This is a genomic window from Ensifer sp. ENS03 (genome assembly GCF_014852035.1).
Lineage (GTDB): Bacteria > Pseudomonadota > Alphaproteobacteria > Rhizobiales > Rhizobiaceae > Ensifer > Ensifer adhaerens.
This window is the reverse complement of the sequence record NZ_JACVAV010000010.1, coordinates 149,096-165,245: the sequence shown is the minus strand read 5'-3', so window position 1 is coordinate 165,245 and position 16,150 is coordinate 149,096. Positions and strand designations below refer to the sequence as shown.

Genomic DNA, 16,150 nt, shown 5'->3' with positions numbered 1-16,150 from the left:
CTGTCAGGGTGTTAGCCAGACTTTATAAAATCTACTATATTTATCGAGATAGTGTAATTCTAAAGTCCGGGGCTTTTCTGAAAAAAGCTACTCACGCCGAAGCCTTTGCCGGACCGGCGATGTGCACGCAGACAGGATGAGTGTCTGTAAAAGCCGCCTTGGTGGAGGAAAAGTTCCCGAAGGGCCCATCGCACGACAATCCATCCCAAGATCGGCGGGCAAAAAGCAATCGACAAAATACATACGATAAATAGATTATTGCGATCTGCGCGCCCAGCATTCTGAAGGAGTTCTCCATGCGTCCCGAATTCATCGGCCATACGTCCAACAGGGAAGGGTCCGACATCGTGCCGGCCTCCGGTCCGGTCATCGACAAGACCTATATTCGCAATCACGTGCAGGCCGCGGAGGCCGCCGGCATCGATCGTATGCTGATCGGCCAGTTCGCGCAATGGCCCGACAACAACCAGATCGCCGCCTATGTCTTCAGCCAGACCGACCGGATCGGGGCGCTGCTTGCCCACCGGCCCGGCCTGATGGCCCCGACACTCGGCGCGCGCCAGCTTGCCACCCTCGATCAGTTCTCCGAGGGCCGCTTGTGGGTGCATATCATCACCGGCGGATCCGACACGGACCAGGCTCGCGACGGCGACTTCGAGGATCACGACACCCGCTATGCCCGCACCGACGAGTATCTGCAGGTGCTGAGGAAAGTCTGGGAGAGCGATCAGCCCTTCGATCACGAGGGGCGCTTCTACAGGTTCAAGGGCGCCTATAGCCAGGTAAAGCCGTTCCAGAAGCCCCGTATCCCGATTTCCTTCGGCGGTTCGTCCGATGCGGCGATCGCCGTTGCCGGTAAGCACGCCGATATCTATGCGCTCTGGGGCGAACCGCTCGACGGCGCACGGGAAACCATCGGCAAGGTACGCACAGCGGCGATTGCCAATGGTCGCGCGGCAGACGATATCCGCTTCACCCTCGCCTTTCGCACCGTCGTGGCTGAGACCGAAGACGCCGCCTGGGCAAAGGCGGCCGATATCCTCGAGAAGGTCAAGTCACAGGTCGCGCGCTCGGCCGGCGGCAACGGCGAGAAGCTGCCATCTAACGTCGGTTCTGTTCGCCTGCGGCAGGCCGCCAGCCGCGGCAAGGTGCTGGACAAGCGGCTCTGGACCGAAGTCGCAGAAGCGAGTGGCGCCGGCGGAAATTCGACAGCTCTTGTCGGGACACCCGAACAGGTCGCCGACGCCATCCTCGACTATTACGACGCGGGCGTTTCCAACTTCCTCGTTCGTGGCTTCTACCCGACAGAAGATACCGTCACCTATGGGCGTGATGTCGTGCCGCTGGTGAAAGCTGGAATTGCTGAACGCGAAGCGAGAAAGGTTGCCGCCGAATGACCGCTCCGCTCGATATCGTCGACATCCATGCCCATCTCTGGCCGCCAGCCTGGCGTCCCGGAGGCAAATACGAAAAGCCCGCTGGCGCATTTTCGCCGGAGATACATCGAAAAATCACGACGCCTCAGGCGCTGGTCGACGAACTTGAACAAGGCGGCGTATCGCTCGCTGTGGTCACGGCGACGATCGAAAGCCTCTTCGGATTGGAGGCAAGCATACCGCTTGAAGCCGTCCGGGAGGCCAACGACTGGCTGGCGACGCTTTCGCGCGAGCATTCTACCCTCACCGGATTTGCCGTCGTCGATGCCTTTGCCGGCGACGAAGCGGCCCGCGAAGCCGAGCGGGCAATAGTCGAGCTCGGTCTTTCAGGACTGGTGATTGACAGTTCACGCGCCAGCAAGTTCATCGCCGATCCCGCCGTCCGCCCCACGCTCGAAGTTGCGGCGCGCCACAGGGTTCCGGTTTTCGTGCATCCCGTTGCCCACCCGGACGCCGGCGTTCTGATCGACGGCGCCGGCAATCTCGGCAACTCGCTCGGGCGTGGATTGATGAACGGCGTCGCCTTCCTGTCGGTCATCCAGTCTCCACTACTCGAGGAACTGCCAGACCTGCATCTGGTCTTTGCAACGCTCGGTCTGGGCGCAATTGTCCAGGCGGCACGCGGCGGCATCTATGCTCGCTCTGCCAGGGAAGCGGGGCGACGGCCCAATATCTACTTCGACACAATGGGACAGGATCCGGACATCGTACGCACGCTGACAGGCTTTTTCGGCGCAGACCGCGTGCTTGCCGGCACGGACTGGCCAATTCTTCCTGCGCTCGATGCGGACGCGTTGCGGCAGAGCTTGGAGCAAGCCGGGCTAAGCGATCAGGAGGCACGTCTCGTTGCTGGCGGCAACGCCCGGCGCCTTCTCGGCCTCAGGCACCAGCAGGCCGTAGCTGCGGAATAGTCACGCGCAAAACGAAGCCCCGGATCGATGATCCGGGGCTCTTTGCAACAGGATGGCACTGGTCGGGAGGTACCCAGCCAGGACCCTCTCAAGCGACGCGCTGCGAGCGGGCGAGCGGGATGATCTCGGCTTCGCCCGTGCCGGACCGCGGCTCACGGCCTTCGAGCGGGTGGCCCGGATCCGTGAAGCCCGGTGTCGACGGATGACCGGGCGCGACCAGGCGATCAACCAGCGCCTCGTCTTCCGCATCGAGCTTGACGTCCAGCGCGCGGATATAGCCATCCCAATGCTCTTCCGTGCGGGGCCCTGCGATGGTCGAGGTGATCAGCCGGTTGTTCAGCACCCAGGCGAGCGCGAAATCGGCGGCAGCAATTCCCTTGGCCTTCGCGTGTGCGGCAATCTCCTTGGCGATCGCCACCGATTCTTCGCGAAACTCCACGTCATGCATGCGCTTGTCGCCGCGTCCAGCGCGGGTATCGGCAGCTGGCGCTTCGCCGGGATTGTACTTGCCCGTCAGAACGCCGCGGGCGAGCGGGCTGTAGGACACAGCACCCAGTCCATAGGCTGCAGCCGCCGGCAGCTGCTCGGCCTCGGCGGTGCGGTTGACGATGTTATAGAGGGGCTGGCTTGCGATCGGCCTGTCGATGCCGAGCTGGTCGGCGAGATGGGCGACTTCCGCAATGCGCCATCCCCGGAAGTTCGAGACCCCGAAATAGCGCAGCTTGCCGGCCTTGATCAGGTCGGCGATCGCCCGCACCGGCTCTTCGAGCGGCGCATCGAAGACGGCGCGATGAAAGTAGAGGATGTCGATGTAGTCCGTGCCGAGATTGCGCAGCGAGTTTTCGACAGTCTGATAGACCCATTTGCGCGAATAGCCCCCGAGGTTCGGCCCCTTCGCACGCGAATTGACGAACTTCGTTGCCACCACCCAATGGTCGCGGTTGGCCTTGATGCCGCGCCCGACCACCTCTTCCGACTTGCCGTCGTGGTAGACGTCGGCCGTGTCGATGAAGTTGATGCCCTGCTCGCGCGCCTTGTCGATGATGCGGAAGGCAACGTCGTCAGGCGTCTGGTTGCCGAACATCATGGATCCGAGCGTCAGCGGCGACACTTTGAGGGCGCTGCGCCCAAGATAGCGATACTCAACCATTCAAGTTCTCCATTTCAGTTGATCTGGTCCGCGACATGACAGGCCACCTGATGGCCCGGTTTGATGGCGCGGAATTCGGGTTCGGTGACGCGGCAGAGGTCCGTCGCCAGCGGGCAGCGGGTGTGGAACCGACAGCCCGACGGAATGTCGCTCGGGCTCGGCAGATCGCCGCCAAGGGGAGCCGCCTGCCGCGGCCGCGAGGGATCGGGAACCGCAGCCATCAAAGCGCGCGTGTAGGGATGGCGCGGGTCCGACCAGAGCGTCTCATTGTCGGCGCTTTCCACGATCCGGCCGAGATACATGACCAGAACCCGGTCGCAGAAATAACGCACCACAGACAGGTCATGGCTGATGAAAAGGTAGGAAAGACCGAACTCCTTCTTCATCTCCACCAAAAGGTTCAGGATCTGCGCCTGGATCGACAGGTCGAGCGCCGATACGGGCTCGTCGCAAACGATCAGGTCCGGGTTGAGCAGCAGCGCGCGGGCAATGCCGATCCTTTGCCGCTGGCCGCCCGAGAATTCGTGCGGATAGCGATTGATGGCATCGGGGGGCAGCCCGACCTTGGAGATGATGCCGGCAACGGTGTCACGCCGCTGCGCTCGGCTGCCGGCCCTGTGCACGATCAGAGGCGCCTCCAGGATTTCGCCGATCGTGTGGCGCGGATTGAGCGACGCGAAGGGATCCTGAAAGATCATCTGGATCGACTTGCGCACGTTCCTGAGCCGACCCTGGTCAAGTCTCGTGATGTCTTCGCCCTTGAATTCGATCCGCCCCTCGGTCGGATCGACCAGGCGCAAAAGCGTCTTGCCAAGCGTCGATTTGCCACAGCCGCTTTCGCCGACAAGCCCGACGGTTTCACCGCGCTCGACCACGAGATCGACGCCATCGACGGAGCGTAAGAGGCCGTCGCGCGTCTTGTAGTGTGTCTTCAGATCAGAGGCTGAGATGAGCGGCATCGGGCACGGCCTTGAGGGACGAAGTGAACGGGCAGGCAACGAGCCTCTCCGGCGTCTGAGCAATCAGCGGTGGCACCTGATGGCCGCAGCTCGCACGCGCCTGGCGACAGCGCGGCCTGAAGGGACAGCCGGCCTCGCCGGCCGCCGAGACGATCGACCCGGGGATCTCCGTCAAGCGGCCGCTCAGATAGTGAAGGTCGTTCTTTAGCCGTGGCGAGGCCGAAAGCAGCCCGCGCGTATAGGGATGCAGCGGATCGTTGAAGAGATCGCCGGGCAAGGCCTGCTCGACCTTGCGTCCGGCATACATGACGACGACCTTGTCGGCCCATTGCGCGACGACGCCGAGGTCGTGGGTGATCAACACCACAGCCATCTGAAGCTCGCGCCTGAGCGTGTCGAGCAGGTCGAGCACCTGCGCCTGGATCGTCACGTCGAGCGCCGTCGTCGGTTCGTCGGCGATCAGCAACTTTGGCCGGCACGCAACCGCCATGGCAATCATCACCCGCTGGCGCATGCCGCCCGACAGCTGATGCGGATAATCGTCGACCCGCTTTTCGGCGGCAGGAATACGCACGAGCTTCAAAAGTTCGATCGCGCGTTCCCGCGCCGCTCGACCTGAAAGCTTCTCGTGCACCTTCAGCACTTCGCCGATCTGCCGGCCGATCGACATGACCGGATTGAGGCTCGTCATAGGCTCCTGAAAGATCATGGCGATGTCGCGCCCGCGCAGCTGCCGCATCTCGCGCGCATCGAGCCCCAGAAGATCGCGGTCGTCAAAGACGATGCGGCCGCTGGTCACCCGTGCTGCGCGCGGCAGCAACTGCATCAGCGCGAGCGCGGTCAACGATTTGCCCGAACCGGACTCGCCGACGATCGCCAGCGTCTCCCCCGCCCCCACCTCGAACGAGAGATTTCTGACTGGCTCGGCACGCGGAAAGCCGATGGTGAGGTCTTCGACCTGGAGCAGCGGCGCCATCGTCAACGATCCTGCGTGAAGCGGGGGTTAAGGGCATCGTTCAGCCCGTCGCCGATGAGATTGAGCGCAAGCACCGTAAAGACGATGGCGAGGCCCGGAAGGGCCGTCAGGTACCAGGCGGTCCGGACCAGTTCGCGACCGGTACCGATCATCGAGCCCCAGCTCACGACATTGGGGTCGCCGAGACCCATGAAGGAAAGTGCGGATTCCATCAGGATTGCGGTGGCGACCATGACCGATGACGTCACGATGATCGGTGGCAGCGCGTTGGGCAGGATCTCGCGGAAGATGATCCGTCCATGGCCAAAGCCGAGACTGCGGGCGGCCATGACGAAATCCTTCTCTCGGATCGCACGAAACTCGGCCCTGGTCAGCCTTGCCACCGTCGGCCAGGAAATGACGGCGATCGCAAGCGTCACCGTTGTTGCCGAGGGCTGGACGATCGCGACCAGAACGACGAGCAGCACGAAGCTCGGCAAGGTCTGGAAGATCTCGATCAGCCGCACCAGGAGATCGTCGATCCAGCCGCCGAAGTAACCGGCGATCGCGCCGACGATCACGCCGAAGGTGAGACCGAGCGCTGTTGCCATCAGCCCCACGAACAGGGAAATGCGCGAGCCATGCAGGATGCCAGCGAGCACGTCGCGGCCGAGCGCGTCCGTGCCGAGCGGGAAAGCCGGATCCTGGCCCGGCCACAGGAACGGTTTTCCGACCATCGACAGCGGGTCGTCGGGATAAAGCACTGGAGCCAGCAGCGCGACGGCGATCACAAGCGCAAGGAAGGCCGTTCCGAACAGGGCATTGGGGTTGGCCAGAAAGACCTTGAGGGCCCTTCGCCCATTGGTAATGGCGACCGCAGTGCTCTGCTGGGAGCGCGCATCGGGCGCCTTTACGTTGGACCAGGACGGGCGCTCCGGCGCGGTAGCCTGTTCGCTCGTGGCAGGAGCGGCATAGGCGCCGCCCGTAACCGCTGGGAAAGCTCCGAAGTCGGTGGCGGACATCAGCGCGCTCCAATTCGAGGGTCGAGCCAGGCGTGGACAAGGTCCACCGTGGCATTGGCAATGATGACGAGAAGTGAGGACAGAAGCAGGATGCCGAGGAGCACGGTGAAATCCCGACCCATGACCGCCTCGAAGGCGAGCCTGCCAAGGCCCGGCCAGCTGTAGACGGTTTCCACCACCACGGCGCCGCCGAGCATGCCGCCGATGTGCATGCCGGCCATGGTCGTGATCGGGATCAGCGCGTTTCGCAAGATATGCCTCGCGGTGACGCCATAAGGCGTCAGCCCCTTGGCATAGGCAGTGCGGACAAAGTCCTGGTTTTTGACTTCGAGCATGGCGGCGCGCGTCAGCCGCGCATAGATCGCGACGTAAAAAAGCGCGAGCGACGTTGCCGGGAGCACCATGTAGCGGGCCTTGTCGAAGAGCGCCGGGAACCCTTTCAGCTGGGATCCGATCGTGCCTGCACCCCCGGTCGGCAACCAGCCGAGCTTGACCGAGAAGAGCACGATCAGCATCAGGCCGATCCAGAAACTCGGGATCGAATAGAAGAGCAGCGAGAAGATCGACAAAAGCCGATCGGGGATCCGCCCCGCAAACGTCGCCATCAGCGATCCGAGGATGACACCGAGGACGATCGCGATGACGAGTGCCACCGCCATCAGCGTCAATGTTCCGGGCAGGCGCTGCGCAATCAGGTCGGCGACCGGCATGCCGTAGCGCGGGGAAAATCCAAGGCTGAATTGCGCGAGGTTGCCGAGATAGGTGGCCAATTGCTCGAGCACCGGACTATCCAGGCCGAAGCGGGCTCTCAGTGCCGCAACGCTTTCTTCGGTCGCCGAACCCGCCTCGCCGGCAAGCACATCGGCCGCGTCGCCGGGAGCCAACTGCAAAAGGAAAAAGTTCAGGATCACAATTCCAAGGATCGTTGGAACTGCCTGCAGAAGCGTTCGTCGAAGCGTTAGCGCAATTCTGATCAGCACCGGCATCGATGTCGCCTCTCCGTTTGGCTGTCCGCCAACAGCGAACCTTCACCTCGGCCTGACTTTGTCGCCGCGGATGATTTTTATAGTTGACTAATTACATAGGCTTTGTCAAATCTGTTTTAGTAATTTCACCCTGAGAGTGACCATTAGCAGGAACGTCATTCCTACAATATGCCGTGAACGGCGCTCGTCTGGGAAATATAATCCGAAATCAGTACGCTAATAGCAATGGCCGACTAGGAAGAGCCACTCCAACGAAAAACGCTTCCCGGCACACCCCATCGAAGACAGCGGAGAACCTCGTGACAAAAAATGCCATCTCGCAAATCTGGTACACGCGCTGCCCTGTCCCGACACCCGTGGGGCTCGCCACCCAGCTCGGCCTGCTCGACAAGGCGTTTGCCGCGGAGGGCATTGCGCTCAACTCGATCATCGACAGCAAGGACCGCTCAGTCCGATCCAGCCACTTCGATCACCATCTCGATTATTCGTTTCGCCATGGCGGCAACGTCCCGCCGATCCGCGCCCGCTCGGAAGGCAACCCGACGCGGCTCGTCGGCATCACCTGGACCGACGAATTCCAGGCCATCATCACGTTGCCCGAGACCGGGATCAAAACGACGCGCGATCTTGTCGGCCGGCGCTTCGGCATTGCGCGCCGACCACCCGGTATCGTCGACTTCATGGCAGCAACGGCGCTGAAGGGCCTGGTTTCCGCTCTGTCTCTCGAAGGGCTCACGCCCTCCGATGTCGAGATCGTCGATATCCCGCTTTCCGAAAGCGTTCTTGATGGCAGGGAGGGCCCGCAGCTCCACGGCCTCAGAAACCGGCAGGCCTACGGGCCGGAAGCGGCCGCACTGCTGCGCGGTGAGGTGGACGCGATTTATGTCAAAGGCACGCCCGGTATTGCCGTCGCCAATCTCTTTGCGGCTCACACGGTCGCGGAATTCGGTTTCCACCCGGACCCGAAGATCCGCATCAATTCCGGCTCCCCTCGGGTGCTGACCGTCGACGAAAGGCTCGCTGAAGATCGGCCCGATCTCGTCGCCAAGCTGATCTCGACCTTGAAGCAGGCGGGCTCGTGGGCCGAAGAGCACCCCGACGAGGTGCGTCGCTTTGTTGCCCGCGAAGTCGGCGCCTCAGAAGAGGTCGTGGCTGCGGCTAACGGCCCGGACCTGCACAAGCATCTCGGCATCGGCCTCCGACCGGAACTCGTCGCGGCGATCGGGCACTACAAGGACTTCCTGCATGAATGGGGGTTCCTCGCGAGCAACTTCGACATCGACCAATGGGTCGACCAGCGCCCCTGGGCGGAACTCGACGCCCGCGCTGTCGCCTGAACGAGTAAAGCCGATGACCGATCCCACACGTTTCGAACCGGTGATTGCCAAGGCCGAAGAACTCGGAAAACGCTTTGCCCTGACAGCACGCCACTATGATGAAACCGGCGAATTCCCCTTCGCCAATTTCGACGCGCTGCACGAGGCGGGGTTGCTTGGCCTGGTCACAGCGCTCGAACACGGGGGCCTCGGCGGTGGACTGACGGAAGCGCTGGCTGCCGTCTCGGCAATCGCGCACGGAGAGCCATCGACCGCTCTCGTTCTTTCGATGCACTACAATCAGCACTTTTCGGTGCGAACCTCAGGCAAGTGGCCGCCCCACCTTGTCGAGCGTGTCACCCGGGCCAATCGCGAGGGTGTCGCGCTCATCAATGCGGCACAGGTGGAGCCGCGCGTCGGTTCGCCATCGCATGGTTCCTTGCCCGAAACGATTGCCCGCCGCGTTGGCGATCAGTGGCGCATTACGGGCCACAAGACTTACGCCACCGGCATCCCGCTCTTGCGCTGGGTGTCTGTGCTTGCGGTTACTGACGAGCCGGAGCCGAGGCTGGGCTCATTCCTCGTTCCGACATCGGCCGATGGCATCCGCGTCGAAAAAACCTGGAACGCAACGGGCATGCGAGCAACCAACAGCGACGACCTGATCCTCGACGACGTCGCGATCCCGCTCGCCGATGTTCTCGACATCGCGCCGGCGAGCGAAGGCCTGAAACGTGACGAGCGCATGGGCGCCTGGTACTTCAGCCTCGTGCCGGCGATTTACGACGGTGCAGCCCGCGGGGCACGCGACTGGCTGATCGAGTTTACGACCTCGCGCGCACCGGCAAGCCTCGGCGCACCGCTCTCCACCGTTCCCCGCATCCAGGATGGCCTTGGCGAAATCGAGGTCTTGCTGACGGTCAACCGCCGGCTCCTGCGCTCGATCGCCGAGGATTTCGATGCGGGGCGCCCCTTCGGCGCCGATGCCGCCGCGGTCAAGCACACGGTCATCGCCAACGCGATCACCGTGACGACCCTTGCCCTCGAACTGGGCGGTAACCCCGGCATCAGTCGCGACAATCCGTTGGAACGCCATCATCGCGATGCGCTTTCCGGCAAGGCGCACGCGCCGCAAAACAACCTGATCCGGACGATGCTCGCCAAGGCGGCGTTCAGCCGCCATGCCGCAACACCTGCCGTTGCGCTCGAGCCGGTGCCCGTTCGACCTCCCCAGCAAACCCGTCTTGCCGTCGTCGGCGGCCGCTAGGAGTTCCCTGATGTCTTCCCTCTCTTCCGTCTGGTACACGCGCTGCCCCGCCCCGACACCATTGTCGATCGCCCATCAGCTCGGCTGGGTCGACAGACAGTTTCAGAACGCCGGCGTTGCCGTCCGCTCGATCCGCGACAGCAAGGATCCGTCGGTCCGCCAGAGCCATTTTACCCATGCGCTCGATTACTCGTTCCGACAGGGCGGTAACATTCCGCCGATCTGGGCGCGGTCCGGTGGGCGCGAGACACGCGTTGTCGGCATCACCACGACAGACGAGTTCCAGGCGATTATCGCGCTTCCAGGTTCCGGGATCGCTGTCGCGAAGGACTTGAAAGGCCGCCGCATCGGCGTACCACGCAAGCCCAGTTCCGACGTCGTCGACTTCCAGCGGGCCACCGCCTTGAAAGGCATCGTCTCGGCGCTTTCGCTCGACGGCCTTGATCACGGTGATGTCGAACTCGTCTATCTCGACACCAACGAGGGCAACCTCATCGAACGGGGCAACGCCGCCTTCCTGGGCCTGAAGCGCCGATATCCCTATGGCGACGAACTCTTGGCCCTGGCCTCGGGCAAGATCGACGCTTTCTTCGTCAAAGGTGCAGAAGGCATCGTGCTCGCCAATCAGATCGGTGCAGTTGTGGTGGCGGAATTCGGTTTCCATCCGGATCCAAAGATCCGCATCAACAATGGCACGCCAAGGCCGCTGACAGTCGACGCCCGCTTTCTTGACCAGCATTTCGACCTCGTCGTCGATCTTGTGTCGACCGTCGCCAGTGTTGGTGATTGGGCGGCCTCGAACCCGGACACAGCAGTTCGGTTCATCGCCAACGAGATCGGCGTCGGCGAGGACGCCGTCTGGGCGGCGAACGGCGCGGACGTCCACCGTCATCTCGGTCTGGCGTTGGACGAAAACCAGATTGCCGCGTTCGACCACTTCAAGCGCTTCCTTCTCGATTGGCAGTTCATTCCTGATGATTTCGATGTCTTCAGTTGGATTGATCGCCGACCGCTAGAGGCCGCCTTGCAGCGGGCCGCCGCATGAGTGAGAGGCCGATCCTCGTTACCGGCGCCACCGGCAAGCTTGGGCGCCTCGTTGTCGAACGACTTCTCGCACGCGGACAACCGGTTCGCGTCTTTACCCGACGGCCGGAGACGGCACGTGCCCTGTTCGGTGAAACTCTGCAGATTGCCGCAGGTGATTTTGGCGACCGCGCCGCGCTCGACACGGCCGTTCGAGGCGTCGGACGCCTTCTTCTGTTATCGCCCATCAGCACGAGGCTTGTCACGGACCAGGTCGCTGTCGCCGATGCTGCCGTCGCCGCAAATGTTGCCCGCATCGTCAAGATCTCGGGCTCCGACTGGACGATCGAGCCGCCAGGGAATTCTATCTCCGGTGAAGCGCACGCTGCCGTGGAACGGCACTTGAATGGCCTTCCGACCGAGGCTGTTTCGCTTCGTCCCAATGCCTGGATGCAGGTCTCGCTCGCCAACACCATCCGGAACGCGATCATGAACAATCAGGTTGTCGCAGCCAACCTCGAGGCCGGCATCGGTTACATCGACGCGCGCGATATTGCCGATGTCGCCGTGCACCAACTTCTCGCCGGTCGCATTCGGGGGCGCACGCTCAACCTCACCGGCCCGGACGTGGTGTCGTTCCGGCAGGTCGCCGCTCTGCTGACGGCTGCATTGAAACGGCCGGTTGCTGCCCTCGAGAAGCCACCCCAGACGGTTCCAAAAGACGGTGACTTCGAACACCGCGCCGTTGCGCAATTCGTAAGATTGATCGCTGCCGGCCGCGCCGCGACGACGACCGACGTCATTCCAACACTGCTTGGCCGTTCGCCCCGTACCGTCGCCGACTTCATCCTCGAACAAGTGACCGCCGAAACCGCAGTCCCCGAGTACCAGCCATGACCATACCCTTCATCGACGTCGCCATCATCGGTGGGGGACCGGGTGGGCTCGCCCTGGCGCAAGGCCTCAAGAAGAACGGCATCGACACCGCCGTCTTCGAGCGCGACCAGGTCCGGTCGGACTATGTGCAGGGTTTCCGCATGCGGATCCGGCAACGGGGCATCGACGCGCTTCAGGCGAACCTTCCGGCGCACCTCTTTCAAGCCTTCCTTGATACGCTCGGGCTTGCGCCGACGGAAAACCTTGTTCTCGATGAGACATTCCAAAGGCTCGAGAACACGAGCCAGGGATCAGGCGAACCCGAAGATACGCATATCGAGAAATCGGTCAGCCGCATCACGCTGCGCCAGATCCTCCTGTCCGGGCTCGACGGCCTTTTTCACACAGGCAAACGGTTCGAGCGCTATGAGCAGCTTGCCGACGGAACCGTGCTTGCGCATTTTTCCGACGGCTCGGCCGTACACGCCAATCTTCTGGTCGGGGCCGACGGAGCGGGATCGGCGGTGCGTCGCCAACTCCTGCCTGACCTCAAGAGCATCGACACTGGGGTACGCAGGTTGGCCGGCAAGATCACGATCGATGAAGCGGAACGACAGGGCATTTCACCGCTGCTGACCGAGTTCAATACCAACATCCGCCCGCGCGACGGTCGTGGTCTGATGATCACCAGCCATCGGGTGGATCCGTCTGCCTATGCGCGTCACGATTTCATAGGCAGGGAAGATCCCGGCCATGCCGATATCCCTGGCTTCCACTTCAACAACTCCACCAGCTACACCTGGTGGAACACGGCCTATGACACGGATGAACTCGGGCCGGACGAACTGCTCGAACGGCTCAACGGCGCGGCCCTCATCGAAACGCTGCTTCACCGTATCCGTCACTGGGACGAGCGCATCCTGAACCTCATTCGCCACAGCGACCCGTCGACGGTCGCCTTCCTCAAGGTCAAGAGCTCCACACCCGGCGCGATATGGCAAAGCGGTCCGGTGACGTTACTCGGCGACGCGATCCACGCGATGACCTATTTCCGCGCGCTTGGCGGCAACACCGCCCTCTACGATTCCGGATTGCTCGTACGCGAACTCGTCGCCGCAAGGCGCCACGGCAAGCCCCTGCTTGCGGCCTTAAACGACTACGAAAACGCCATGCGCGAACACGGCTACGAGGCCGTGCGGTCGTCGCTTTCCGCCATGCAGCGCAATGTCGGCGCCAATCAACCGCTCAAGGCGATACCTGCCCTTTAGCCCTTAAGGAAAATCGATCATGTCCATTGTCGTCTTCGGCGCCTCAGGAAACATCGGCAGCAACATCCGCAAGGAAGCTCTTTCGCGAAATCACCGCGTGACAGCCGTGACGCGCTCTTCAAACCTGGAACCTGCCGGGCGTCTCACGGCACTGAAGGCGGACATTGCCGATCCGGAGGAAGTGGCAAAGATCTCCGCCGGCCACGATGCGGTCATCAGTGCCTATAGTCCCGGTCTGCGCCGCCATTCCGCGGAAGATGCCGCGGTTCTCATCGAGAATGCACATGCTTCCCTGTTTGAAGGCGTCAAGCGCGCCGGCGTCCGCCGCATCATCATCGTCGGTGGCGTCGGAAGCCTCCAGGCAAGCCCCGGCGTCGACGTGGTCGACAGTGATTTCTACCCGGCGGACCACAAGGCTCACACGCTGCGCAACCGAGAGATCCTGCGCAGTCTGAAACGCGGCGAGCACGATCTCGACTGGACCTATGTATCCCCGCCTCTTTCGATCAAGGCCGGCGAAAGAACCGGCCGTTTCAGGCTCGGCGAGGATGCGCTTCTGCGAGACGATACGGGCGAAAGCCGGATTTCCGAAGCCGATTTCGCCGTCGCCATTCTCGATGAACTCGACAAGGGACAGTTCATCCGCCGCCGCTTCACCGCGGCCTATTGAAGGACCTCAATTCGCATGCCCCGCACGCTCAATCTCAATGTCGGCATCAACACGACAGGCTATCTGCCGGCCGCCTGGAAATATCGCAGCGGGAGCCGCCACGACATCTATGACCCTCAATACTACAGACGCCTGACGGAACTCGCCCGCAAAGGCCTGTTCGACGCCGTGTTCTTTTCCGATCATCCGGCCTTGATGACCGACCCGAACAGCCGACCATTCCATACCATCGACCCGCTCATCCTCTGTACGGCGCTTGCAGCACAGGTGCCCGACATCGGCTTCGTCGCAACCATGTCGTCCACATACAATTCGCCCTATAATCTCGCCCGCCGCACCCAGTCGACGGATATCGTGGCCGGTGGCCGGCTGATCATCAACATCGTCTCGTCCTTCAATCCGAATGTGGCAGCCAACTTCGGCTCGGCGCCGCTGCCCCCACGAGCCGAGCGCTACGCCAAAGCTTCCGAATTTCTCGATGTTGCCAAGAAACTCTGGGCAAGCTGGGATCCCGCCCGCGACGGCCATGTGCCCGACGAACGGTTCTGGGATGCGGCGAGTGCGCATGCGATCGACCACGAAGGCGATCATTTCGCAGTGAAGGGACCGCTGAACGTGCCGCGTGGCCCGCAAGGCCATCCGGTGATCGCGCAGGCAGGCGCATCCGAAGGCGGTATCGAGCTCGCCGCCCGCCATGGCGAGATCATTTATTGCAACATCCTCTCCCGCCCTGCTGGCCAGGCCTTCGGCAAGAAGGTAAGGGATCGCGCTGCAGCCATCGGTCGCGACCCGAAGGGCATTAAGATCGTGCCCGGGGTGGTGGTGATCCTTGGCGAGACGAAAGAGGAGGCGTTGCGAAAACACGAACTCTTCAGCGGCGCGGGCTCGGAGGACGGCCTGATCGCACGCTTCGTCAGGGAGAACGGTATTGATCCCAACGGCTTCGATCCGGATGCCATTCTGGATGCCGAGCGTTTCGTTCCGGATCCCAACCGTCTTCAGGCGGTCGGAATGGGCCTTGGTCTCTCCGATCTGCTGACACATGAGAAGTTGACGGCCAGGCAGGCTGTGCGCCGCTCGGAAGGGCACCACCGCCTGCTGCTCGGGACGCCGGAACAGGTCGCCGATGCGCTTATCGACCTTTGGGCGGACGGCACCGTCGACGGCTACACGCTTCAGCCGCCCCGGGCACCTGATGACATCGAAGAATTCGTGAAGAAGGTCGTCCCGATCCTCCAGGACCGCGGTGTTTATCGTAACCGTTACGAGGAACAAACCATTCGCGAGCGCTATGCATTGCCATTTCCGTACTAGTACAGACAGGCCCCGATGCGCCTCAGGCGGCGGCCAATCGCGGCATACCGCTGCCTGAAGCTATGCAGCAGTCGTTGCAAAAATCGGTGACGCAGGCGGCGCGCTACTACAACGATGCGGAGCGAAAGCAGGGGCGAGCGGCCCGTGTATTTGTCTAGTGTCGCACCGCCGTAGCACCGTCGGCCAGACAATCAAGCGTCAAACAGTCGCCTGTCCCAATAGACCGGACGCCGCGCTCGGGCCGGCGCTCGAAGCTGCGGTTCGACAGATCCCTCGCCCGCTCCAGGAAAAAGGCGATGCCAAGGCTGGCTGAAATTGTCGCCGCCGACAAAGCCCGCGATCCACTGCAGATGCCGATTCGGTAACACTCTGCATGAATACCGCCTAAATCGGGATATTTTTGAAACGATTCGACGGTATCGACTGAAATATTCTTGACACAATTCCGTTTCGGAAATTTACTTTGCCTATCAAGGCCGAAATGGAAACGGTGATGACCCAACGCTACCTCGTCGATGATCTGGACCGCGAGATTATCCGTTATCTCTCCGAAGACGGGCGCCTTTCGGCGGCCGAGATCGCCGGCCGGATCGGCAGCGTCTCGGAGCGCACAGTCCGCAACCGCATTGCCGGACTGCTGCAGGCCAAGATGATCGTCATCGGCGCTATTCCCGATCCGGTCGCGCTCGGACGCGATGTCCAGGTCGAACTTCTGATCGAGGTCGAGCCCGGCAAACAGGAGGACGTCGCCATCCTGCTCGCAGAGTACGACGAGATCGGCTACCTCGCCGCCACGAGCGGCACGGCGAACCTCAGTGCTTCGCTCTTCGTGGCCGACCACGCGGCATTGCTTGAATTCATCGATCAGGAAATGGGCAAACTGCCTGGCATCAGGCGCGTCACGAGCTCGGTCGTGCTGCGCCTCTACAAGGTATTCGGCACGAGGACGACCGCGATCAGCCGCGGTACGGACCTCGGCGGCAAGAAAAAGGGATAG

15 protein-coding genes and 1 pseudogene are annotated in these 16,150 nt (G+C 62.4%); 11 read left to right on the top strand and 5 right to left on the bottom strand.

Annotated features, from left to right (window positions below; translation table 11 throughout):
* Positions 1 to 296 precede the first annotated feature (296 nt).
* Together IB263_RS27945 and IB263_RS27940 are read left to right on the top strand one after the other, a co-directional pair.
* Positions 297 to 1,397: an LLM class flavin-dependent oxidoreductase gene (locus tag IB263_RS27945; protein ID WP_192439301.1), complete on the top strand. Its 1,101-nt coding sequence runs from the start codon at positions 297 to 299 to the stop codon at positions 1,395 to 1,397.
* A complete protein-coding gene (locus IB263_RS27940; RefSeq protein WP_246811098.1) occupies positions 1,394 to 2,347 on the top strand; it encodes an amidohydrolase family protein in 954 nt (317 codons plus the stop codon). Before IB263_RS27945 ends, IB263_RS27940 begins: the two co-directional genes overlap by 4 nt.
* A gap of 88 nt (positions 2,348 to 2,435) precedes the next feature.
* On the opposite strand, the gene IB263_RS27935 is transcribed toward IB263_RS27940, so the two are convergent.
* From IB263_RS27935 to IB263_RS27915, 5 genes are read right to left on the bottom strand one after another with little or no spacing between them, the layout of a single operon-like run.
* Positions 2,436 to 3,497: an aldo/keto reductase gene (locus IB263_RS27935; RefSeq protein WP_192439300.1), complete on the bottom strand. Its 1,062-nt coding sequence runs from the start codon at positions 3,495 to 3,497 to the stop codon at positions 2,436 to 2,438.
* 14 nt (positions 3,498 to 3,511) lie between these two features.
* Positions 3,512 to 4,456, bottom strand: coding sequence for an ABC transporter ATP-binding protein (locus IB263_RS27930; RefSeq protein WP_192439299.1), 945 nt, complete (start codon positions 4,454 to 4,456; stop codon positions 3,512 to 3,514).
* On the bottom strand, positions 4,434 to 5,432 hold the full coding sequence (locus tag IB263_RS27925) for an ABC transporter ATP-binding protein (RefSeq protein ID WP_060521254.1): 999 nt from the start codon (positions 5,430 to 5,432) through the stop codon (positions 4,434 to 4,436). The genes IB263_RS27930 and IB263_RS27925 overlap by 23 nt, the downstream gene beginning before the upstream one ends.
* Positions 5,433 to 5,434: 2 nt before the next feature.
* Positions 5,435 to 6,433: an ABC transporter permease gene (locus IB263_RS27920; protein ID WP_113188437.1), complete on the bottom strand. Its 999-nt coding sequence runs from the start codon at positions 6,431 to 6,433 to the stop codon at positions 5,435 to 5,437.
* Positions 6,433 to 7,419, bottom strand: coding sequence for an ABC transporter permease (locus tag IB263_RS27915; protein WP_192439298.1), 987 nt, complete (start codon positions 7,417 to 7,419; stop codon positions 6,433 to 6,435). The genes IB263_RS27920 and IB263_RS27915 overlap by 1 nt, the downstream gene beginning before the upstream one ends.
* A gap of 299 nt (positions 7,420 to 7,718) precedes the next feature.
* On the opposite strand from IB263_RS27915, the gene IB263_RS27910 reads away from it, so the two are divergent.
* The 9 genes and pseudogenes from IB263_RS27910 (at position 7,719) to IB263_RS27875 (ending at position 16,150) form a co-directional block, all read left to right on the top strand.
* Positions 7,719 to 8,756 (top strand): ABC transporter substrate-binding protein, encoded by a 1,038-nt coding sequence (locus IB263_RS27910; protein WP_192439297.1) that lies wholly within the window; start codon positions 7,719 to 7,721, stop codon positions 8,754 to 8,756.
* A gap of 13 nt (positions 8,757 to 8,769) precedes the next feature.
* The gene (locus IB263_RS27905; RefSeq protein WP_192439296.1) at positions 8,770 to 10,002 is read left to right on the top strand and encodes an acyl-CoA dehydrogenase family protein; all 1,233 of its coding nucleotides are present in this window, start codon (positions 8,770 to 8,772) and stop codon (positions 10,000 to 10,002) included.
* 10 nt (positions 10,003 to 10,012) lie between these two features.
* Complete coding sequence (locus IB263_RS27900) at positions 10,013 to 11,047, top strand: ABC transporter substrate-binding protein (protein WP_192439295.1); 1,035 nt, start codon at positions 10,013 to 10,015, stop codon at positions 11,045 to 11,047.
* Entirely contained in the window at positions 11,044 to 11,922 is an 879-nt protein-coding gene (locus IB263_RS27895) for an NAD(P)H-binding protein (RefSeq protein WP_192439294.1), read from the top strand. The genes IB263_RS27900 and IB263_RS27895 overlap by 4 nt, the downstream gene beginning before the upstream one ends.
* A complete protein-coding gene (locus IB263_RS27890; RefSeq protein ID WP_192439293.1) occupies positions 11,919 to 13,169 on the top strand; it encodes an NAD(P)/FAD-dependent oxidoreductase in 1,251 nt (416 codons plus the stop codon). Before IB263_RS27895 ends, IB263_RS27890 begins: the two co-directional genes overlap by 4 nt.
* Before the next feature lie 19 nt (positions 13,170 to 13,188).
* Positions 13,189 to 13,839, top strand: a complete 651-nt coding sequence (locus IB263_RS27885) for an NAD(P)-dependent oxidoreductase (protein ID WP_192439292.1) — start codon at positions 13,189 to 13,191, stop codon at positions 13,837 to 13,839.
* Positions 13,840 to 13,854: 15 nt separating this feature from the next.
* Positions 13,855 to 15,153: an NtaA/DmoA family FMN-dependent monooxygenase gene (locus IB263_RS27880; RefSeq protein ID WP_060521262.1), complete on the top strand. Its 1,299-nt coding sequence runs from the start codon at positions 13,855 to 13,857 to the stop codon at positions 15,151 to 15,153.
* A 29-nt stretch (positions 15,154 to 15,182) separates the two neighbouring features.
* Positions 15,183 to 15,311 (top strand): annotated as a pseudogene (locus IB263_RS34260) (integrase); the annotation flags it as partial.
* Positions 15,312 to 15,646: 335 nt separating this feature from the next.
* On the top strand, positions 15,647 to 16,150 hold the full coding sequence (locus IB263_RS27875; protein ID WP_162251910.1) for an Lrp/AsnC family transcriptional regulator: 504 nt from the start codon (positions 15,647 to 15,649) through the stop codon (positions 16,148 to 16,150).

Bases quoted from the DNA above. Each gene is read 5' to 3' on its own strand.
- IB263_RS27945 (WP_192439301.1), top strand. From the start codon at position 297: ATGCGTCCCGAATTCATCGGCCATACGTCCAACAGGGAAGGGTCCGAC.
- IB263_RS27885 (WP_192439292.1), top strand. From the start codon at position 13,189: ATGTCCATTGTCGTCTTCGGCGCCTCAGGAAACATCGGCAGCAACATC.
- IB263_RS27880 (WP_060521262.1), top strand. From the start codon at position 13,855: ATGCCCCGCACGCTCAATCTCAATGTCGGCATCAACACGACAGGCTAT.
- IB263_RS27890 (WP_192439293.1), top strand. From the start codon at position 11,919: ATGACCATACCCTTCATCGACGTCGCCATCATCGGTGGGGGACCGGGT.
- IB263_RS27900 (WP_192439295.1), top strand. From the start codon at position 10,013: ATGTCTTCCCTCTCTTCCGTCTGGTACACGCGCTGCCCCGCCCCGACA.
- IB263_RS27940 (WP_246811098.1), top strand. From the start codon at position 1,394: ATGACCGCTCCGCTCGATATCGTCGACATCCATGCCCATCTCTGGCCG.
- IB263_RS27925 (WP_060521254.1), bottom strand. From the start codon at position 5,432: ATGGCGCCGCTGCTCCAGGTCGAAGACCTCACCATCGGCTTTCCGCGT.
- IB263_RS27915 (WP_192439298.1), bottom strand. From the start codon at position 7,419: ATGCCGGTGCTGATCAGAATTGCGCTAACGCTTCGACGAACGCTTCTG.
- IB263_RS27875 (WP_162251910.1), top strand. From the start codon at position 15,647: ATGACCCAACGCTACCTCGTCGATGATCTGGACCGCGAGATTATCCGT.
- IB263_RS27935 (WP_192439300.1), bottom strand. From the start codon at position 3,497: ATGGTTGAGTATCGCTATCTTGGGCGCAGCGCCCTCAAAGTGTCGCCG.
- IB263_RS27895 (WP_192439294.1), top strand. From the start codon at position 11,044: ATGAGTGAGAGGCCGATCCTCGTTACCGGCGCCACCGGCAAGCTTGGG.
- IB263_RS27905 (WP_192439296.1), top strand. From the start codon at position 8,770: ATGACCGATCCCACACGTTTCGAACCGGTGATTGCCAAGGCCGAAGAA.
- IB263_RS27920 (WP_113188437.1), bottom strand. From the start codon at position 6,433: ATGTCCGCCACCGACTTCGGAGCTTTCCCAGCGGTTACGGGCGGCGCC.
- IB263_RS27930 (WP_192439299.1), bottom strand. From the start codon at position 4,456: ATGCCGCTCATCTCAGCCTCTGATCTGAAGACACACTACAAGACGCGC.